An 18632-nucleotide genomic window follows, 5' to 3' on the forward strand; every position below is an offset into this window, starting at 1 on the left:
CCCCACGAAAGCGCCGGACGGGTTGCCGCCTGGGCCCTGCGCCGATCATCGCGGGACTCGGCGACCCCGGTCAATCCTATGAATTTCTCCCAACACCCAAGCTATAACTTGGGTTTGTGACTCTGGAGGATCTGCGCGTCTTCGTCGCCGTATGCCGGGCGGGGAGCCTGAGCGCCGTCGCCCGGGAGCTGGAGCGCACCCAGTCGGCGGTGAGCCAGCATGTGAAGCGGCTGGAGCGGGAGACCGGCGTGAGTCTCCTGGAACGCCGGCCGCGCGGTGTCGTGCCCACCGAGGCGGGGCGTGTCCTGTGGGACGCCGCCGCCGACGGCATCGCCGGTCTGGACGTGGCCCTGCGGCGTCTGGGAGACCTCGTGCACGGCGACAGCGGCTCGGTAAGCGTCACCACGGGCGGAACGACCGTGCGGCACTTCATGTCCGAGGCCGTCGTCGCTTTCCGGCGGCGCTATCCGCAGGTGAACCTGGAGTTCCAGACGGAGACCTCCAGCCGCAGCTGCTTCGACGCCCTCACCGCCGACCATCTGGATCTCGCCTGGGTCACCATCGGCGGCCCGGTGCGCGGGGTCGAGCAGCGCCCCGTGATCGACCTGCCCTGGGTCCTGGCCGTCCGCGCCGACGATCCGCTCGCCGGCCGGACCCGTGTCGATGTGGCCGATCTCGAGGGCATCCGCCTCATCCGGCTCCCGCACAACTCCACCTCGGGCCTCCGCCTCGACGCCGCCTTCGCCGAACTGGGCGTCCGGACCAGGTCCGACACCAGCGTCGCCGACTGGGACACGGCCCTCCTGCTGGCGGAACTCGGCCTCGGCCACGCCGTCGTACCCGCCCTGCCCGGCTGGCGCGTACCCGGTGACCACGGGCCCCTCCGTCTCGTTCCCGTCCCCGGCCTGCCCCCGCTCCCCGTCGGCTGGGCCGTGCGCCGCTGGGACGCCCTTCCCCCGCTCGCCCGGGTCTTCGCCGAGACCGTCGCGAGCAGCTGCACGGAGAAGGCCGCCGGCGCATGAACACACCGGTCACGTCGATGCCCTCCGGGCAGGGGGATCGCATCGGCCTGAGAGAAAAGGACACCAGGGTGGGGAAAGCAAGGTCATCCGTGCTGATCGGCGCGCTCGCTCCGCTGACCCGGCCCGGCTGGGCCGAGGCGGGCCGGCATCTGCTCGCCGGGCTCGAACTGGCCGTCCGCGACGTCAATGACGCCGGCGGAATCGGCGGACGGCCCCTGGAGCTGGTAGTCCGGGACACCGCGGCCGATCCGCGGCGGGCCGCGTCCGCCGTGGACGAACTGGACCGCATGGGCGTGGCCGCGCTGGCGGGCGAGTACCACAGCGTCGTCGCGCGTGCGGCCGCCGCCCGGGCCGACGCCCTCGGCCTGCCGTTCCTCTGCTCGTCGGCGGTGCTCGACCGGCTCACCGAGCAGCCGACGGAATGGGTCGCCCGCCTCGCGCCGCCGCAGTCCCACGGCTGGCGGTTCTACGCCGACCACCTGCTCGCCGCCGGGCACCGGCGCATCGCCGTGGCGGCCGAACCGAGTGTCTACTGGGCGTCCGGGGCGGGCATCCTGCGCGATCACCTCACCCCGCGCGGCGCCACGGTCACCGATCTCGACCTGCGCACGCTCGACCCCGCGGCCGTGTGCGACGCACTCGTCGCCCATCGTGCGAAGGTGCTCCTCCTGCTGGCCGGCCACCCGGAGCCGGCCGTGTCGCTCGTCCGGGCCGTCCGCCGCGACCGGCGCCTCGCCGGGATCACGATCGGCGCTCCCGCCGGGCAGCCGGAGTTCACCGACTGGGCGACCGCCCTGGGCCGCGACGGCGCCGCGGTCCCGTTCCTGCGCTATCTGCCCGGGCGCATGACCCCGCTCGGCGAACGGGTCGGGGCGGCCCTGCGCGAACGGCTGGCCGAGGCACCCTCCTTCGTCGCCTTCGAGGGCTACGACACGGTGGCCGTCCTCGCCGAAGCGCTGCGTCCGCACGGCACGGACCGGGCACGCACCGCCGCGTCCTGGCCCCGGGTCGCGGTCGAGGGCACGCGCGGGCGGATCGGCTTCTCCCGCCTGCCCGGCATCGGGGTGTGGCAGTGGGACGGGGCGCCCGTCCAGGTCGCCGACCGGGATCCGGCGGACCCCGGCCGCTTCCGGGTGCTGCACAGCCGGTCGGTTCCGGAGAAGCGCCGGCCCGCGGACAGGGCCTGGCGTGGGGGCAGTTGCACGGGACAGCACATGCCTGACGCCGAGGAACCGGAGGAATCATGACGGACGCTCCGCCGCGTGGATTCGAGCAGAGACTGCGGGACACACACGCCCGGCTGGAGAACGACGTCGACCTCCGGGTCGCCACGGCGGGCACCCCGGGCGGCGTCCACCTGGTCCCGCTGTCGTTCCTCCGGGACGGGACCGCCCTCCTCGTCTCGACGCCGCGTGCCTCGCTCACCAGCCGCCACCTGTCGGCCGACCCGGGTACGCGTCGGCGTCGGACCGACCCGTGAATCGTCCTCGTCGACGGCACCGCCGAACCGGTGGACATCACCGAGCTCGGCGCCGACACGGGCGACGCGTTCGCGGCGAAGACGGGATGCGACCCGCGCAGGACCGACGAGCCGTACCCGTACGTCCGCATCCGGCCGCGCCGCGTCCAGGCCTGGCGGGAGGCGAACGAGCTGCGCGGACGCACCCTGATGCGCGAAGGCCGGTGGCTGGACCCGGCCGGCGCGGGAGACTGACCCCATGACCGTGTCCGGCACCGCCAAGTCCGACCTCCACCGCTACCTCCAGGAGGCCCGCGACGCCCTGCTGTGGAAGCTCGAGGGCCTCTCCGAGTACGACATCCGCCGCCCGATGACCCCGACCGGCACCAACCTCCTGGGCCTGGTGAAACACGTGGCCGGCATAGAACTCGGCTACCTCGGCGACACCTTCGGCCGCCCGTCCGGCGAGCCGCTGCCCTGGCTCGCGGACGCCGCGGAGACCAACGGGGACATGTGGGCCACCGCGGACGAGTCACGCGCGTTCGTCGTGGACCTCTACCGCCGGGCGTGGGCGCACGCGGACGCCACGCTCGACGCCCTGCCCCTGGACACGACCGGCAGGGTGCCCTGGTGGCCGGAGGACCGCAGCGAACTGACCCTGCACCACGCCGTGGTCCGCGTCGTCGCCGACACCCAACGCCACGCGGGGCACGCCGACATCCTCCGGGAGCTGCTGGACGGCGGGGCGGGCGAGGGCCGGGACGCGAACAGTCTGCCGTCCACCGATCCGGCCTGGTGGGAGGCGTACCGTGGCCGGCTGGAGCGGGTGGCCCGGGAGGCCGGACGGCGGGAGTGACCGCCGTCGGCCCCCGGATCACCCCTTGACCGCCCCCGACGTGAGCCCCTGCACGATGTGGCGGCTGGCGAAGGCGAAGAGGATCATGGTGGGGAGGATGGTGAGGACGGCCGCGGCGGACATCGAGCCCCAGTCGATGTTGAAGCTGGAGATGAAGCCGTTCAGGGCCGTCGGCACGGTCTTGTTCCCGTCGCTGTTCATCAGCGTCACCGACAGGAACAGCTCGTTCCAGCAGTTGACGAAGTTGAAGATGAACGCGGCCACGATCCCGGGGCGCATCACCGGCAGCAGGACCCGGATCAGCGCCCCGAGCCGGGACAGGCCGTCGATCATGGCGGCCTCCTCCAGGGCGTCCGGGATGTTGGCGAAGAAGCCGCGCAGCATCACCGTGCAGAAGGGGATGCACACGGCGATGTAGACGAGGATCAGCCCGAGCCGGTTGTCGACCAGACGGAGGTCGGTCATCAGCAGGTACAGCGGGCCCAGCGCGATGAAGGACGGGATCATCTGCGTGACCAGCGCCGCCATCAGCAGCGCGGACTTCGTGCGGAACTCGAACCGCGCCAGGACGTACGCCGACAGCGTCGAGATCGCCGTGGCGACCACTCCCGCGACGGTCGCCACCACCAGGCTGTTGACCAGGTACGTCCCGAAGTCGGCCGTGCCGAACAGGCCCTGGTAGTTCTCCAGCGAGAAGTGCTCGGGCCAGTAGGCGATGGGGAAGGCGAAGATGTCACCGGGCGCCTTGAGCGAGGTGACGGTGATCCAGTAGAGGGGGAAGAGGGAGAAGACCAGCCACAGGCCCAGGAACGTGAACTTGGTGGCCCGGCCGGCCGTCGTTTCCTTGCCGATCACGCCCGTGCACCTCGCTTTCGGGAGCCCCGTGTCATGCCCGTCCGCTCCCGCGTCGCGAGCAGGAAGAACACCGTGAAGACCAGCAGGATGGCGACGACCAGGAGGCCGAGGGCGGACGCCTTGCCGTAGTCGCCCTGCTGCGTGATCTTGATCATCCAGGTGGTCACGATGTGCGTCTCGTTGTTCGGACCGCCGCCGGTCATGCCGAAGATCAGGTCGGGGAAGTTGAAGATCCAGATGACGCGGAGCAGCACCGTCAGCGCCAGCGTCGTACGGATGTAGGGGATGGTGATCTGGAAGAGGGTCCGTGTCCGGCTCGCGCCGTCCAGCGCCGCCGCCTCGTACAGCTCGTCGGGGATGGACTGGAGCGCGGCCAGGATCATGATCGCGAAGAAGGTGACGCCGTACCAGACGTTGGCGATCAGCACGGCGATCATCGCCGTGTCCGGATCGGCCAGCCAGGCGATCGGCTCGTCGATGAGCCCCGCCTTCTGCAGCAGGTCGTTGACGACGCCGAACTCGCTGTTGAACAGCCAGCGGAACAGGATGCCGATGAGGAATCCGGAGATCGCCCAGGGGAAGAAGATCAGCGCCTGGTAGAGCCCCCGGAAGCGGAACCTCCGGCGCAGCCAGAGCGCGATGGCGAACCCGATCACCAGTTGCGGCACGATCGAACCGACCACCCACAGCAGGGTGTTGTCCAGCACCGTGCCCCAGGCCGGGTCGGTGAAGACGTCACGGAAGTTCTTCAGGCCCACCCAGGAGGTGTCGGTGAGGTCGGTCAGGTTCCAGTTGCGGAACGCCATCTGGCTGCCGGCGATCATCGGGTAGTACGTGAAGATCGCCACGAAGACCGCGGCCGGCGCCATGAAGGCCGCGATGACCAGACCGCGCCGGGTGGTGAACTCCCGCCGGCGCCCGGTCCTCACGGGCGGGGCGCCCCCCTTCCGCGCGGGGGGCGCCTTGCGTACGTCGCGCGTGGACGTGGTGGACATCGCTACTTCTTCCACTTCTCGGTCCAGTACGCGTCCCAGCCCGCGAGCAGCTCCTTCGGCGTCAGCTTGCCGAGGATCATCTTCTGCACGTCGGTGTCGGCGCGCTGCTGCCACTCGGCCCACCAGGCGACACCGCGCGGCTGGGTGACGACGAGGTACTTGTCCGGGTTCTCCGTCATGGTGACGTAGCTGGCCCAGGGGCCCGTCTTGTAGAACTCGTCCTCCGCCGCCGACTTCAGGATCGGGACCAGGCTGTTCTTCTTGGTGAACGCCGTCGACGCCTCGCCCTGCGACAGGAACTCGACGAGCTTGACCGCCTCCGCCTTGTGCTTGCTGCCCTCGGCCACGCCCCAGCCGGCGGTGGCCAGCGGCTGCACGGTCTTTCCGCTGGGTCCCGCCACCAGCGGGGCGGTGCTCCACTGGTCCTGCTGGATCGACTTGGACTCCGAGACCGTCGCGATGACCTCGGGGTCCTGGAGCAGGAACGCGGTCGAGCCGTTGGAGAAGCCCTCGACCATCTCCGGGTAGCCCCATGCCACGGACGACTCGGGCGACGCCTCCTCGAACAGCTTCAGATAGGTCTCCATCGCGTCGAGCGCCTCGGGCGCGGAGAAGATCGTGCTGCCGTCCTTCAGCAGGTAGCCGTTGGCCGGGTCGATGTCGTCGGCGACGTACGCCTCGATCGCGGCGGTGGCGTTGCTGTGCGCGTTGGCGCCGCCCCGGAAGGCGTAGCCGTACCGCCGCTCCGACGGCTTGTGGATCCTGGAGGCCTGCTCCAGGAGCTCCTCCCAGGTGGCCGGCGGCTTGTCGAAGCCGGCCTCCTCGATCAGGTCGGTGCGGTGGAAGAGGCTCAGCCCGTAGAAGCCGTAGGGGACGAAGTACGTCCTGCCCTTGCCGTCCTCGGACGCCTCGACGGCGTTGTCCGTCAGGGCCTCCCAGCCCTTCCAGTCGGCGAGGTCCTTCTTCATGTCGTACAGCCAGCCGTTGTTCGACCACGGCCCGACGGTGATGTCCCGCACCTCCAGGACGTCCACGCCGCTGCCGGACTGGAGCATCTGCTGGATCTTCTGGTCGGCCTGCTCGGTGGGCGGGGAGACCAGGTTGACCTTCGTCTTCGGGTTCTGCTTCTCGAAGTCGGCTATCAGCTCCTTCAGCAGATCGGTGCGGGCGGGGTTGGTCAGGCTCTCGACCATGTTGAGGGTGACCGTCCCGCTCTCACCGGGGCTCATGGTGGAACAGCCGGTCAGGACCATCGCGGCGGCGGTGCCGAGCGCGAGAGCTGCCGTCCTTCTTCTCATCGTGGCGACCTCTTCCTTGGGTGGAGGGGATACGGCGGCGTGGCCTCAGGGGGTGCGGTGCTGCTGGGCGCGCGCCGCGCGGGCCCACTCACCGAGCACGGGAACGCACCGCTCGGCGAAGTACTCGTAGTCCTCGGCGGTGTTGTAGACATGGGCGGAGAGCCGCCAGTAGCCGACGCCGCCGAAGGCGGTGAACGCCGCCTCGACGCCCAGTTCCGCGGCGGCCCGGTCGCGCAGGGCGTCGGCGGTGACCCGGCTGTCGGCGAGGCCCTCGGGCAGCCGCACCAGCCGCATGCCGGGCACGGGCATGCCCACGTCGACGCGGGCGTCCGTGCCGGTCAGCGCGGCGAACGCGGCGCCCACGACCCGCTCGGCGTATCCGGCCAGCTCGTCCATGTAGCGGCGGGCGGCGGGCCAGCCCCAGGTCGTTCCGACGAAGTCGAGGGCCGTCGGCGCGGCGAGGTAGTGGGTGGCGTCGACGGTGCCCTGCTGGTCGAAGCGGTCGGGGTAGGGGTCGGCGGCGCCCCAGGAGTCGATCAGCGGGTACAGCCCGTCGCGCAGCGGACCGCGGGCCACCAGGGCCGCCGTGCCGCGCGGCGCGCAGGCCCACTTGTGCAGGTTCCCCGCCCAGAAGTCGCAGGTCAGCCCGGAGAGCGGGGCGTCGATCAGCCCTGGCGCGTGGGCGCCGTCCACGAGCAGCGGGACACCGCGCCGGCGCGCCTCCGCGCCGATCCGCTCCACCGGCAGCCGGCGGGCGGTCGCCGAGGTGATCTGGTCGATGACGAGGAGGTCGGTGCCCTCCCCCACCTCGGCCATCACCGCCTCGTACGCCCGCTCCTCGTCCGCGTCCAGCGGCACCCGGGCGGTGCGCACCCGGCCGCCCCAGCGGCGCGCCAGCCGCTCGGCGCCCATCGTCACGGCGCCGTAGCCGTGGTCGGTGACGACGATCTCCCCGCCGCGCCGCCGCTCCAGATTGGCGTACACGACGCTCATGCCGGCGCTCGCGTTCGGCACCAGGGCGAGGTCGCCGGGGTCCGCGCCGAGGAAGCCCGCGAGGCCGACCCGGGTGGCCGCGAGCCGCCGCGGCAACTCGGGGAACCACACCACCGGCGCGCCCTCCATCTCCGTGCGCAGCTCGTTCTGCCGCTCCTGGGCGGCCAGCGGCACCGCGCCGAAGGAGCCGTGGTTGAGATGGCGCAGAGCGGGATCCAGCGACCACGCCCGCGCCGCCGGCCGGCCGTCGGCCAGCAGCAGGGGGCGGGGGGCGGTGGTGACCTCGGTGTCGCTCACATGACTCCCATCCGCGAGGGACATCAGACCCGGGGACATCAGACCCTCAGGCCGAGACGTATGATGACTCGGGATGGTGGCATGCACTTTTCGGCCATGACAAGCCCTCTGCGCCAAGAGATATCGGATGACTTACGGCCGACACATCGAAGACATCTGATCTCTCGTCTCGCTACAGTGCACTCGGGGCAGGCGCGCGCCGACGTCGGCCCGTCAGGGGAGGGATCGGATGTCCGCAGTCGACAAGGCGTTCCACGGCCTACGGCACATGATCGCGACGGGACGGCTCGGCGCCGGCGAGCGCATTCCCCCCGAGGCCGATCTCTGCGAGGAACTGGGTGTCTCCCGCGGCTCGTTGCGCGAGGCGGTGCGCATGCTCGCGGCCCTGGGCGTCATCGAGCCCCGCCACGGCTCCGGCACCTATGTCTCCCAGCTCAGGCCGGAGGACCTGATCGGCAGCCTCTCGCTGACCCTGCAGCTCCTGCCGCTGCCCGGCCTGCTGGAGGTCTACGAGATCCGGCGCGTCCTGGAGGCCCATGTCGCGGCCAAGGCGGCCGCCCGGGCGACGCCCGAGACCGTCGAGAGGCTCTTCTCCCTCATCGAGGCCATGGAGGCCACCGAGGACCCCACCGAGGCCTCGGAACTCGACCACCGCTTCCATGCCGAGATCGCCCGCGCGAGCGGCAACCCCACCCTGGCCTCCCTGCTCGCGGTCTTCCGCGCGCGCTCCCGCAAGTACCAGGTCTTCACCCTCCCCGAGGGCCCCGACCTGCGCCGCAAGAGCGACGCGGACCACCGGATCCTCGCCACCGCGATCGCCGACCGCGACCCCGGCGCGGCGGCGGGCGCGGCCGAGGCCCATGTCGCCCAGACGGAACGCTGGCTGCGGGCACTGATGCCGCCGGTGGAGGAGGAGACCGACTCCGCGGTCTGAGCCGGGGCCCACCCACTTTTTTGTGCGTACTTGGCAGGCCGCGCGGCGCGGGCGAACCTTGTGGTGGACCGACCGGAGGCGCTCAGCGGACGGAGGTGGTGCGGTCAGGCGTCGTCACGCGGACGGGCGTCGTCATGAGGCCGGGCGTCGTCATGAGGCCGGGGGAAGGACCTCGGCCAGCTTCTCCAGGCGGCGATGGCCCCAGTCCGACAGGGGTGCCAGCGCCTCGGCGAGTTCCCGGCCGAACGCGGTCAGCGAGTAGACCGTCTTCGGCGGCAGCACGTCGTACGCCTCCCGGTGCACCACGCCGTCCGCCTCCATCTCGCGCAACGCGTCGGTCAGTACCTTCTCACTGAGGCCGGGCACCCGTCGGCGCAGTTCGGCCGGGCGGTGCGGACCGGACTCCAGCAGCCACAGCAGCGTGGTCTTCCACTTGCCTTCGATCACGGCGATCGCGGCCGTCACCCCGCAGACGTTCGGATCGTGGCGCCGGTGCACCATGCTCCGCCCCTTTCCTCAGCAATTGCCCTATACCTTAATGGAGTTGTCGCATGTCCGAGTACACCGACCGTCCCGCCGCCGCGGCCGCCGTGACCGTCCTCGGTCTCGGCCCGATGGGCCGCGCGCTGGCCGCCGCCTTCCTGGACGCCGGTCTGCACACGACCGTCTGGAACCGCACCCCGGGCCGGGACGGCGAGCTGATCGCGCGGGGCGCGGTCCCGGCGCCCTCGCCCGAGGAGGCGGTCGCCGCCTCCCCGCTGACCGTCGTCTGCGTGGTGAACTACGACGCCTCCGACGCCGTACTGCGCCAGGACGCCGTCACCGCCGCCCTCAAGGGCCGCACGGTCGTGAACCTGAGCGCCGACACCCCCGCACGCGCCCGCGACACCGCCGAGTGGGCCGGCCGACACGGCATCCGCTATCTGGACGGGGCGATCATGACCCCGACGCCGACCATCGGCACGGACGACGCCGTGTTCCTGCACAGTGGCCCGTCGGAGTCGTACGAGGAACACCGGCCGGTACTGGCGGCGCTCGGCGGCAGCCACACCCACCTCGGTGAGGACCCCGGCCGGGCCGCCGCCTACGACATCGCGCTGCTCGACATCTTCTGGACGGCGATGGCGGGCTATGTGCACGCCCTCGCCGTGGCCCGGGCGGAGGGCGTCACCGGCGCGGACCTCGCTCCGTTCGCCCAGGGCATCGCCGCGATCCTGCCGCCGCTGTTCACCGAGTTCGCGGCCGACAGCGACGCCGGCACCTACTCGGGCGAGCTGAACCCGATCACCTCGGCGGTGTCGACCATGGGCCACGTCGTCCACGCCTCGGAGGCCCACGGCATCGACGCGAGCGTCATGCGCGTGATCGAGGGCCAGGCCCGGCGGGTCGTCGCCCTGGGCCACGGCACGGACGGATACACCCGGGTGGCGGAGGTGATCGGCCGCCGCTGAGGGCCGGGATGCGGCGAGCGTGCGTGCCGGACGCCGCGACACCGCGGGCATGTGTCAGACACCCCCTAGACCAGGGCGCGGGCCAGATAAGGGTTCGCCGTGGAGCGGACCGGGAGGCCGAGTGCGCCGGTGGCGACGGCCAGGGTCACCGCGTAGGAGTCCACCGCGCGGCGGACGTTGGGCGCGTCCAGGCTCACGCCCGTCACGATGCGGTCGAGGTCGATGTAGGCGGAACGGACGATCTCCAGCCTGCGGTACACCTGCCAGTCCTCGCGCCAGTCACGGGTGTATTCGGACGGCAGCCGGCGCTCCCAGCGGCGGAACATCCGGTCCCGGATCTCCGGCCGGGTCGGGGTGAGGTGCATGTGCCGGACCAGGTCGTAGAGGGGATCGCCGACCAGGGCCATCTCCCAGTCGATGATGGTCAGCGCGTCCGATCCGTCCCGGCGCACCAGGTTCCAGGGGTTGAGGTCTCCGTGCAGCAGGGACGGTTCCCGGTGGCCCACTTCCTGCCGGGACAGGATGTGCTCCAGACGCCCGGCGTCAGGCAGACCCAGCTGCCGGGCGAGCTGCTGCGTCTTCCGGGGCAGTTCCCTGACGAGACGGACGAGCTCGCTCTTGAGCCACCGGTAGAAGCCCCGCTCACCGGCCAGCGGATCGAGCTGCTTGTAGTCCACCCTGGTGAGCGCACAGAGCTGATCCACGAGACCGTCCGCCTCGTGCGGCAGCAGCCCGTTCACGGGATGGTTCGGGGGGCGGTCGATGTGGCGTGGCCCGACGTACGTGTGGATCGCGAAGCTGTCGTTCGGGTAGGTCTCGCCCAGTGCCAGGGCCCTCGGCGCGGCCACGGCGACGGGCGCCTCCTCGATGGCCCGCAGCACGGCGTGCTCGCTGAGGTAGTGGGGCTCCCTCCTGCAGACCTCGGACAGTTTCCGTCTCACCACCACGGAAAGCCCGGTGGTCGGCACCCGCACCACGGTGTTGAGATGGGTCGTGCCCTTGAACACCCGCCCCGCCGGCGCGGCTCCCTCCGAGGCCAGGGCGTCCCGCACCGCCACCTCGGGGAAGTCCGCCGACAGGGCCAGCCGGGGGTCCGGCTGCCAGCCGAACGCCGACACGGCCGGACGGCGCTCGGCACCGCCGAGATCACGGCGGGAGGCCACCCAGCGGAAGAGAGCCCGTTCGATCTCCTGTTCACCGGGCACGCTCCTGAGCCGCAGCGGTACGGCGGCCGCTTCCAACGCCCGGCTCACCTCCGCCGTCGCCTCGTCCAGGTTCTTCTGGGAGAACGATTCCTCCAGCGACCGCGCGGCCCGCATCACATCGGGGAAGACGGACTGCGCCCGTTCGAAGGCCAGGTAGTGGCTCAGGTCCTTCGCCAGCCCGTTGACGGCGGCAGGGCGGATGCGGCGCATCGCCTCCTCCCACGCCTCGATCACCTCGGGCCACTGGTGAGCCGGATAGCGCATGCGCACGAGATGGGTCGCCAGATCATGGAGCGGATCACCGTAGGTCGCCAGCTCCCAGTCGACGCAGATGAGCGGGAGAGTTCCACCGTAGGAGACGATCAGGTTGTCGCGGTGCAGGTCGGCGTGGAGCAGGCTGTAGGGCCGACGCGCCATGACGGGCGTCCGCCCGGCCAGTTTGATCAGCGCGTCCTCCGGGATGCCCAGCGCCGCGAACAGTCCGCCAAAGGCAGCCCAATTGGGCTGACGGATCTGCTGGTCCGCCAGCTGCGCCAGCTGGCGCAGGAAGCCCTGGCTGTCGGTGCCGTTGCGGGGCCAGCCGGTCGGCAGCGGCGGCAGCGTGCTCCGCCGCACCTGGGCCATCTGGGCGAGCAGTCCGGCCAGCGCCTTGATGAGCAGCGTGTCCACCGGTTTGTCGTTCCCGCAGACGCTGGAGAGCGGCACGCCTTCCACATAGCTGTGGATCGCGAAGTCGGCTCCCTTGGCCAGGCACTGCGGCACATGCGGCAGGATTCCCTTGACCGCGCCCAGGATCTCGTCCTCGTTGTCCCAGGTCCTGATGACGACCGGCAGCGCCTCCGACCTGCGGATCCGTACCGTCACGGAAGTCCCCGGCTCCCGGCCCAGCAGCCGTGCCTCCGGCTCGCTCAGCGGCAGTACGTAGTTCTGGTTGTGATGACCGCTGCTCGCCAGTCCGCACCGCGTGGCGCGCTCCACGAAGCCACGGAGCCGGGCGTCGGACGCGGTGGTAGGCACCCCGGGGGCAAATCGGGGAAGAGGTGGTGCGCCCACTGGCCGCTCCGGGAGGTACGAGGGGAGTCACAACTGACGGTGGCATGCGGCCTCCTCTCCCGCACGCGGAGTACCGCATGCCGGGACACATCGGGCACGGCGTCACCCGTCTGCGTGAGGCTGCGGAAGCCCGTTCGAGTTGGCTGGTGTGCCCCTTGGTACGAACGGAGGCGAGCGCTTGCTCAATCGGTGCGCGAATGCTACAACATGGCGCTCGTTCGGGAGCCTCATCTCCCTTCCGGAAGCCCCTCCGTCACTCCGACAGCAGGTTCCAGACCGAGTTGAACCACTGCTGCATGCTGCTGACGAACACTGATCCCGGGGCCGTCGGTTGCTCCTCGACCTTCACGTGGTGGGTGAGCGTGGCGCCGAGACCCAGGACGTCGAGGGCCGTGACCACCTCGCCGCGCTCCAGCTCCAGCCGCCGCTCGATGATCCCGTACATGCCGTGCAGGACTTCGTCGGCGTTGAGCACGTAGAGCTTGAAGGTGGGGGTGAGAGGTGCGGTCCGGATCTGGACGTCCACGGAGGGCACCAGTCCCTCGGTCTGCAGGTCCCTGAGGGATCCCACCAGCGACGTGGTGTGCAACTCGGTGATGGTGCCCAGCCGTTCCCGGAGGCGGGGATCGTCGCGGTCGTCCTTGACCCGGGGGTAGGGCAGCGGCAGCGTCGCGTCCGGCAGCAGCATGCGCAGGGTGATGCGCTGGGGCGAGATGAAACCGCCGCGAATGCGCTCCGCCTGGAGCCGGATGTGCGCGTCGAGCGACTCGGACGTCAGTGTGTAGACATCCAGGGTGACTTCCGGCTGCTCGAAGGCCTCGCTGATGAACGGTGCCAGGGTCACCGGCCCGCCCAACCGCGTCGCCTTCGCGGCCGAGGACTGGATGAGCTGCGTCTTCACCACCCGGGAGCCGCTGCCCTGCCGCGTCTCGGTCCAGCCTTCGCTGTCCAGCTCCCGCACCGCCCGCTGGACGGTGTCGCGGGAGACTCCCAGCTCCTTGGCCAGGGCACGCTGCGCCGGCAGGAAGGACCCCGCCGGATAGGCGCTCCCTATCCTTCCGCGCAGCTCGTCGACCACACGCTGGAGCTCCCTGCCACCGCCGCCCTTGCCGGTCCGCTGTCGGTCCACAACCGGAACGTACCGCTTCCAGTCCATTGGCAAACCAGCAATCCGGCCAATCAGCGGTCGGCAGTGGCCTGTCGGTTAAGGGATCAGCCGTGCCGGGCAGACCACAGTCAGCTCAATCAGTCCAATTGGACGGGTAGTTGAGAGCTTCCAGGAAAGTGGAAGGGAGATGGTCGGATCATGCCTCTGTCCAAGGTGCTCATGGCACTCGGAGAGCTGACGCTGGACCTGCTCGTCACGGCGCAGCCGAGCACCGTCGCTCTGGTATTCCTGTTCTTCATCGGCGCCTGGGCACGGGAACCCCGCAACGGCCGCGTCCTGTGTGCGGCGCTGGCGCTCACGCTGCTGACGACTCAGGCGTGATGCAGGTTCCGCACCAGCCGGAGGAGGGGTTCAAGGGAGGCCACGACCGTGGTGGCACCGGCGTCCCGCAGAAGCTTGCTCTTGCGGTCGTTGCGGGCGTAGCCGAGGAACGGTACGCCCGCGGCCCGAGCGGCGTGGAGGTCGGACGGGGTGTCGCCGATCATCAGGGAGGTGGTGGGAGCGGCGCCCATCGCGTTCAGGGCGCGGTGGATGCAGTGGGGGTCGGGCTTGAGGTGGTTCAGCTCCTGGGTGCGGCCGTATATGTGGGGGGCGAAGCAGGGGACGAGCCGTCGGGAGGCGAGGTACTCGCGTACCACGCGCGGCGAGTTGTTGGTGGCGATGGCCAGCCGGGTCCCCACCGCGGTCCAGGTGCGGATCAGCGGATCGGCGTACGGGGTGGGCATCGCCGACGCGGTGGCCCGCAGTTCCTCCTGGGTGAGGCGTTCCTCGAGCTCCGCGACCAGGTCGCTGCCGGGGTGCCGGCGGTCGACGGCACGCAGGACGACGTGCGGGTCCAGGGACTCGCGTTCGGACTCCGTGAGCAGCCCGTGCAGACCCCGCCCCTCGAGCCAGGACGCGAGGTCGTTCGCCACCCGCTCCGCCGAGTGTCCGGCGAACAGCCGGCAGATGGGGCCGTCGAAGTCCCACAGCACGACACGGACACCTTTGATCAGGTCCCCCAGTTCGTTCAGTTCCGTCTCGGTCTCGGCCGTCACCGCATCAGTCTGTGTCGTCTCAGAAGTCACTAGGAGAGTGTCAGGTCCGTGGTGATGGTTTCCCAGAGGGCGTCGAACCACTTCTGGGATTCGTCCACGAACGCCTGATCCCGCTGACCGGCCTGTTTGACGAAGGAGAACAGCAGGGACGTCGAGCCGAGGGCGTCGTACATCTCCAGGGTGTGGCTCTCCCACTCCTCCTCGCGCCGGGTGAGCATGTAGTAGCCGAGCAGGGCCTCGTCCCCGTTGAGGAGGTACAGCTTCACCGGCGGGGTGAAGGGCAGCGCACGGAACGAGACGTGCACGTCGATGCCGTGGGTGGCGCGCAGGGCCAGGAGGTTGTGCCGGAGTACGTGGGCCTGCGCGTTGCGCATCGACAGCCAGCGGTCGTGGACCGGGTTGGCGCCGTCGTTGCCGTCCTCCACGGGGACCGGGAAGGCGAGGTTGATGTTCCGGGACGGCAGCAGGATGCGGACGTCGACGGAGTCGGGGCGGGTGCGGCCCTCGTGGATGTGCCGGAGCGGCTCACCGAGCGCCACCATGAGGCTCTCGGAGGTCAGACACACCGCGTCGATCCGCACATGGGGCGTTTCGAAGGCGTCCGTCAGGCGCGGCGCCAGTCCCACCATGGTCGGCTGGGGCTCCTCCCGCGCGGGGGCCGGTGCGGCGATCCGCGGCGGGCTGCCCTTGCTGACGTTGCTGAGCAGGCCGTCCTCCTGGAGGGCGCGCAGGGCCTGGCGGACGGTGCCGCGTTCCACGCCGAACTCCTCGGCCAGCTCGGCCTGGGTGGGCAGCCGGTCGCCCGCCTTGAGTTCGCCGCCCCGGATGCGCTCCCGCAGGATGTCGGCGATCTCCTGGGGCGTGAGCCTGCTGCTGCCGTTCACTGCCACGTTCTCCTGGGTCACGACCAAACGCTACAACTTTGATCCACCTGGCGGGAGTTGTTGAGGAGTTGTTTATGCAGGACAACCAAGTGGGGACAACCTCATAAGAGTTGGTAGCCAACTTTACCGAGTTGGCGGGACCACCAAGGGGGGACACCATGCACTTCCTCGCTCTGATCTCCGCCGTCGTCGTCATCACCGTCGAGCAGCTCGTCCAGTGGAGGTACGGTGTGGCCGGCCTCGTCGGTCTGCTGTTGCTCACCATGGGCATCAGGGCCAACAGGCCGGGAGTCAGCTCCGCCGGAGCGGTGCTGCTCGCCCTGCTGGTGGGCAAGCCCGCCCTCTGAGGCGGGGCAGGTTTCCCGGCTTCCTTCCCGTGGGAGACGTCAGCTCGTGAGCACCAGTTCCGAACTGATGGTCTCCCACAGCGCGTTGAACCACAGGTGCGACTGTTCCACGAACGTGGTGTCCCGCAGGCCCGCACCCTGCTCGAAGGCGAAGAGCATCGACCGTATGCCCTGCGCGTCGTACGTCTCCAGGCTCTCGTGGTCGATCTGCGCCCGACTGCGGGCCACCGTGTAGTAGGCGAACAACGCCTCCACGTTGTTGAGCAGATACAGCTTCACCGGTGGGGTGAAGGGCAGCGCGCGGAACGAGACCCGCACGTCGATGCCGTGCGTGGCGCGCAGTGCGAGCAGATTGTGGCGGAGCACCTGCCCCTGGGCGTTGCGCATCGACAACCACCGCTCGTGCAGCGGATCGTCGGCGCCCGTCCGTCCCTCGACCGGCACCGGGAAGGCGAGGTCGATGTCCCGGCTGGGCAGCAGCACCCGCACGTCGACCTTGGCCGGTTTCAGTCGCCCCGCGTGGATCTGCCGCAACGGCTCCCCGATGGCGAGCGTGAGGGAGATGGAGGTCAGGCAGACGGCGTCGATCTCGACGTGCTCGGCCTCGAAGGCGGCGGCGATCCTGGGTGCGAGGGCCACCGTGGTGGGCAGCGGCGGTGCCGCGGGACCGGCCGGCACTCCGCCGGGACGGGCGGCGACGGTCGCCGGGGCGCCCTTGGAGACGTTGGTGAGCAGCTGCTCGGACTGCAGGATGCGCAGCGCCTGGCGTACCGCGGGGCGCTCCACGCCGAACTCCGCGGCGAGCTGGGCCTGGGTGGGCATGCGCTGGCCCGCCCGCAGCGCACCGGACCGGATCCGGGCGCGCAGCTCGTCGGCCACCTCACGATGTGTTCTCTGTGGCCGCTGTGACTTCTTCCGTCCAGTGACGGAGGCGTGTTCCGGGTCCACAACCAAACACTACAACTTCGCGCCATCTTCGGGCAGTTCAGCGAAGGGTGGTTATAAGCCTCTTCCAAGAGGAGATAACTAAGAACAAGTTGGTCACCAACTCGCGCAACCTGGTCGGCCTACGAAGGGGTTGGCCACAGGGTGACGGGTGGAGGCCACGGACAAAGGGGGACCGCCATGCCGCTCGTCGCCATCGTCCTCGCCGCCCTGGCCATCGGATTCGAGCAGCTCGTCCAGTGGAAGTACGGGCCGATGGGAATCATCGCCTTCGTCGCCCTCACCGTGGGCATCAAGGCACGCAACACCATGATCAGCGGCATCGGCGCGGTCATCCTCGTGATGCTGCTCGCCCAGTCCGGCTGACGGCACCACGCACGAACCGCTGACCGGGCTCCCTTCCGGAGGGGAGCCGGGAGCCCCGTCAGCTGCACCACCCGCACCACAACCACAACCACAACTGAACAGCTCGCTACGGATGAGTGCTCACCCGACGTCGGCGGAAGGAGGCAGCAACAGGGGCGCGTACGGACATCGCGCTCAGAAACTGTCCGGGCACCACGGTCGCCTGGACGTACGCAGCAGGGCGTCGGCCTGACGGGCGGCGCCCGCTCGTTCTTCCCGCACCCGGCCCAGCGCCGCCAGCCGCACCGCCGACTCGTCCCCCAGCCACAGCACGGCCAGATCGGCGACGTCCAGCGCGAGTTCGGCGCCCTCGGTGGTCGGCACACACGTCCCGGCCCCGTCCGCCGACGCCTCCAGCCGGTACCGCCCGCCGCTCAGCCCGCCGCCGTCGGCCACCTCCAGCACCAGCGACCCCGCCGCCTCGTACGTCCGCGCCTGAAGGGCCCGTACGACGTCCAGGATCCGCACCCACAGCCAGTCCGCCTGTGTGGTGACGGCGGCGGCGCGCGGGTCCGGCAGGAGGTGCGGAAGCAGATCGTCGGGGGCCCGCCAGCCGCTCTTCACCTTCACCACCCAGTCCACCGAACACAGGTAGCGCCACAGCGCACGCTCGGCGGCCGGGGTCACCGCGGTCAGCCACTTCACCCGCGCCGTGTTCAACGGCTGCTTGGCGTCGCCCCAGTTGTCGTCCGCGGTGTAGGCGACCATGCCCTCGACCTCACCGCCGGCCGAGCGGTACACCGCGTAGAACGGCTCGTGGAACGTCGGGTGGAAGCGCACGGCCCCGGTGGTGATCCGCCACCACAGCTCGTCACGGCTGACGGCACCCGGCTGCGCCCGGCGCAGCCGCTCGTGCAGCTCCGGGCCGAGCTCGCGGACGTCCTCCGCGTCCACCAGGTCGATCCGCCCGCCGTCCTCCGGGCCGGCCCACCGCGGGTCGAGACCGGAGCGCGGCACGTCGATCGTCCACTGGGTCGTCGAGGTGGCCGGACCGAAGCCGTACCGTCCGTAGATCGGGTACTCGGCGGCGATCAGCGTCGCGACCACGTCCCCGCGCTCCTTCGCGGCGGCCAGGTCCTGCTCCATCATGCGGCTCAGCAGGCCCCGGCGGCGGTGGGTCGGGGTGACGGTCACGTTGGTGACGGCGTCCGCCGCGACGGCCGCCCCGCCGACCGCTGTGAGCTCCTGCGCGAAGGAACGGAACGTGGCGACGCAGCGGCCCCCGTCGAAGGCCCCCATCCACCGGCCGGGCGTGAACTGCGCCCGACGCGCCTCGACGATGTCGTCGTCCGAGGTGGGCTCCCGCAGGAACCCGATGTTCAGCGCCCGGTTCCAGTCGGCGAACTCGGACTCCGTGACGGGACGTACGTCGATGCCGGCGCGGGAGGTCATGGGGTCACGGTAGGTCGGCCGCGCGGGGGGTGTCGA

At 70.6% G+C, this 18632-nt stretch carries 19 protein-coding genes and 1 pseudogene; 9 read left to right on the plus strand and 11 right to left on the minus strand.

Annotated elements, in window-relative coordinates; translation table 11 throughout:
* Positions 1-116: 116 nt before the first annotated feature.
* The 4 genes and pseudogenes from ACZ44S_RS09885 to ACZ44S_RS09900 all read left to right on the plus strand — a co-directional run bounded on the left by ACZ44S_RS09885 (position 117) and on the right by ACZ44S_RS09900 (position 3337).
* Entirely contained in the window at positions 117-1022 is a 906-nt protein-coding gene (locus ACZ44S_RS09885; RefSeq protein ID WP_466926514.1) for a LysR family transcriptional regulator, read from the plus strand.
* Positions 1019-2269 (plus strand): ABC transporter substrate-binding protein, encoded by a 1251-nt coding sequence (locus tag ACZ44S_RS09890; RefSeq protein ID WP_466926515.1) that lies wholly within the window; start codon positions 1019-1021, stop codon positions 2267-2269. Before ACZ44S_RS09885 ends, ACZ44S_RS09890 begins: the two co-directional genes overlap by 4 nt.
* Positions 2266-2736 (plus strand): annotated as a pseudogene (locus ACZ44S_RS09895) (pyridoxamine 5'-phosphate oxidase family protein). Before ACZ44S_RS09890 ends, ACZ44S_RS09895 begins: the two are co-directional and overlap by 4 nt.
* A 4-nt stretch (positions 2737-2740) precedes the next feature.
* Positions 2741-3337, plus strand: a complete 597-nt coding sequence (locus tag ACZ44S_RS09900) for a DinB family protein (RefSeq protein WP_466926518.1) — start codon at positions 2741-2743, stop codon at positions 3335-3337.
* Between the two features lie 18 nt (positions 3338-3355).
* On the opposite strand, the gene ACZ44S_RS09905 is transcribed toward ACZ44S_RS09900, so the two are convergent.
* The 4 genes from ACZ44S_RS09905 to ACZ44S_RS09920 are packed head-to-tail and all read right to left on the minus strand — an operon-like array spanning position 3356 to position 7775.
* A complete protein-coding gene (locus ACZ44S_RS09905) occupies positions 3356-4192 on the minus strand; it encodes a carbohydrate ABC transporter permease (protein ID WP_466926519.1) in 837 nt (278 codons plus the stop codon).
* Positions 4189-5187, minus strand: coding sequence for a carbohydrate ABC transporter permease (locus ACZ44S_RS09910; RefSeq protein ID WP_466926521.1), 999 nt, complete (start codon positions 5185-5187; stop codon positions 4189-4191). Before ACZ44S_RS09910 ends, ACZ44S_RS09905 begins: the two co-directional genes overlap by 4 nt.
* A 2-nt stretch (positions 5188-5189) precedes the next feature.
* Entirely contained in the window at positions 5190-6485 is a 1296-nt protein-coding gene (locus ACZ44S_RS09915; RefSeq protein ID WP_466926524.1) for an ABC transporter substrate-binding protein, read from the minus strand.
* A 45-nt stretch (positions 6486-6530) separates the two neighbouring features.
* On the minus strand, positions 6531-7775 hold the full coding sequence (locus ACZ44S_RS09920; protein ID WP_466926526.1) for an aminotransferase class V-fold PLP-dependent enzyme: 1245 nt from the start codon (positions 7773-7775) through the stop codon (positions 6531-6533).
* A gap of 229 nt (positions 7776-8004) precedes the next feature.
* On the opposite strand from ACZ44S_RS09920, the gene ACZ44S_RS09925 reads away from it, so the two are divergent.
* On the plus strand, positions 8005-8709 hold the full coding sequence (locus ACZ44S_RS09925; protein WP_466926528.1) for a FadR/GntR family transcriptional regulator: 705 nt from the start codon (positions 8005-8007) through the stop codon (positions 8707-8709).
* Positions 8710-8859: 150 nt separating this feature from the next.
* Here the strand turns inward: ACZ44S_RS09925 and ACZ44S_RS09930 are convergent, their stop codons facing one another.
* Complete coding sequence (locus ACZ44S_RS09930; protein WP_466926530.1) at positions 8860-9210, minus strand: winged helix-turn-helix transcriptional regulator; 351 nt, start codon at positions 9208-9210, stop codon at positions 8860-8862.
* 50 nt (positions 9211-9260) lie between these two features.
* Here ACZ44S_RS09930 and ACZ44S_RS09935 point away from each other — a divergent pair, with 50 nt between their 5' ends.
* A complete protein-coding gene (locus ACZ44S_RS09935) occupies positions 9261-10160 on the plus strand; it encodes an NAD(P)-dependent oxidoreductase (protein ID WP_466926532.1) in 900 nt (299 codons plus the stop codon).
* Positions 10161-10225: 65 nt separating this feature from the next.
* Here ACZ44S_RS09935 and ACZ44S_RS09940 read toward each other — a convergent pair whose 3' ends face one another.
* Positions 10226-12382, minus strand: a complete 2157-nt coding sequence (locus tag ACZ44S_RS09940; RefSeq protein WP_466926535.1) for an aminoglycoside phosphotransferase family protein — start codon at positions 12380-12382, stop codon at positions 10226-10228.
* A gap of 289 nt (positions 12383-12671) precedes the next feature.
* Positions 12672-13547: a GntR family transcriptional regulator gene (locus ACZ44S_RS09945; protein WP_466926537.1), complete on the minus strand. Its 876-nt coding sequence runs from the start codon at positions 13545-13547 to the stop codon at positions 12672-12674.
* A 177-nt stretch (positions 13548-13724) separates the two neighbouring features.
* Between ACZ44S_RS09945 and ACZ44S_RS09950 the strand changes: the two genes are divergently transcribed.
* Positions 13725-13907, plus strand: a complete 183-nt coding sequence (locus tag ACZ44S_RS09950) for a hypothetical protein (RefSeq protein ID WP_466926539.1) — start codon at positions 13725-13727, stop codon at positions 13905-13907.
* On the opposite strand, the gene ACZ44S_RS09955 is transcribed toward ACZ44S_RS09950, so the two are convergent.
* Both ACZ44S_RS09955 and ACZ44S_RS09960 read right to left on the minus strand, forming a co-directional pair.
* Entirely contained in the window at positions 13898-14623 is a 726-nt protein-coding gene (locus ACZ44S_RS09955; RefSeq protein WP_466926542.1) for an HAD family hydrolase, read from the minus strand. The two genes, ACZ44S_RS09950 and ACZ44S_RS09955, sit on opposite strands and share 10 nt — an antisense overlap.
* 29 nt (positions 14624-14652) lie before the next feature.
* Complete coding sequence (locus ACZ44S_RS09960; protein WP_466926545.1) at positions 14653-15534, minus strand: winged helix-turn-helix domain-containing protein; 882 nt, start codon at positions 15532-15534, stop codon at positions 14653-14655.
* A gap of 131 nt (positions 15535-15665) precedes the next feature.
* Here ACZ44S_RS09960 and ACZ44S_RS09965 point away from each other — a divergent pair, with 131 nt between their 5' ends.
* Positions 15666-15854, plus strand: a complete 189-nt coding sequence (locus ACZ44S_RS09965; RefSeq protein ID WP_466926547.1) for a hypothetical protein — start codon at positions 15666-15668, stop codon at positions 15852-15854.
* 39 nt (positions 15855-15893) lie between these two features.
* On the opposite strand, the gene ACZ44S_RS09970 is transcribed toward ACZ44S_RS09965, so the two are convergent.
* On the minus strand, positions 15894-16808 hold the full coding sequence (locus ACZ44S_RS09970; RefSeq protein WP_466926549.1) for a winged helix-turn-helix domain-containing protein: 915 nt from the start codon (positions 16806-16808) through the stop codon (positions 15894-15896).
* A 171-nt stretch (positions 16809-16979) separates the two neighbouring features.
* Here ACZ44S_RS09970 and ACZ44S_RS09975 point away from each other — a divergent pair, with 171 nt between their 5' ends.
* Positions 16980-17165 (plus strand): hypothetical protein, encoded by a 186-nt coding sequence (locus ACZ44S_RS09975; RefSeq protein WP_466926551.1) that lies wholly within the window; start codon positions 16980-16982, stop codon positions 17163-17165.
* A 174-nt stretch (positions 17166-17339) separates the two neighbouring features.
* Here ACZ44S_RS09975 and ACZ44S_RS09980 read toward each other — a convergent pair whose 3' ends face one another.
* A complete protein-coding gene (locus tag ACZ44S_RS09980) occupies positions 17340-18596 on the minus strand; it encodes a GNAT family N-acetyltransferase (RefSeq protein WP_466926553.1) in 1257 nt (418 codons plus the stop codon).
* Positions 18597-18632 lie beyond the last annotated feature (36 nt).

Source organism: Streptomyces malachitofuscus (genome assembly GCF_055571035.1).

Coding starts and splice junctions, on each gene's coding strand:
- ACZ44S_RS09930 (WP_466926530.1), bottom strand. CDS start 9,210: ATGGTGCACCGGCGCCACGATCCGAACGTCTGCGGGGTGACGGCCGCG.
- ACZ44S_RS09900 (WP_466926518.1), top strand. CDS start 2,741: ATGACCGTGTCCGGCACCGCCAAGTCCGACCTCCACCGCTACCTCCAG.
- ACZ44S_RS09965 (WP_466926547.1), top strand. CDS start 15,666: ATGCACTTCCTCGCTCTGATCTCCGCCGTCGTCGTCATCACCGTCGAG.
- ACZ44S_RS09915 (WP_466926524.1), bottom strand. CDS start 6,485: ATGAGAAGAAGGACGGCAGCTCTCGCGCTCGGCACCGCCGCCGCGATG.
- ACZ44S_RS09975 (WP_466926551.1), top strand. CDS start 16,980: ATGCCGCTCGTCGCCATCGTCCTCGCCGCCCTGGCCATCGGATTCGAG.
- ACZ44S_RS09950 (WP_466926539.1), top strand. CDS start 13,725: ATGCCTCTGTCCAAGGTGCTCATGGCACTCGGAGAGCTGACGCTGGAC.
- ACZ44S_RS09925 (WP_466926528.1), top strand. CDS start 8,005: ATGTCCGCAGTCGACAAGGCGTTCCACGGCCTACGGCACATGATCGCG.
- ACZ44S_RS09980 (WP_466926553.1), bottom strand. CDS start 18,596: ATGACCTCCCGCGCCGGCATCGACGTACGTCCCGTCACGGAGTCCGAG.
- ACZ44S_RS09935 (WP_466926532.1), top strand. CDS start 9,261: ATGTCCGAGTACACCGACCGTCCCGCCGCCGCGGCCGCCGTGACCGTC.
- ACZ44S_RS09910 (WP_466926521.1), bottom strand. CDS start 5,187: ATGTCCACCACGTCCACGCGCGACGTACGCAAGGCGCCCCCCGCGCGG.
- ACZ44S_RS09890 (WP_466926515.1), top strand. CDS start 1,019: ATGAACACACCGGTCACGTCGATGCCCTCCGGGCAGGGGGATCGCATC.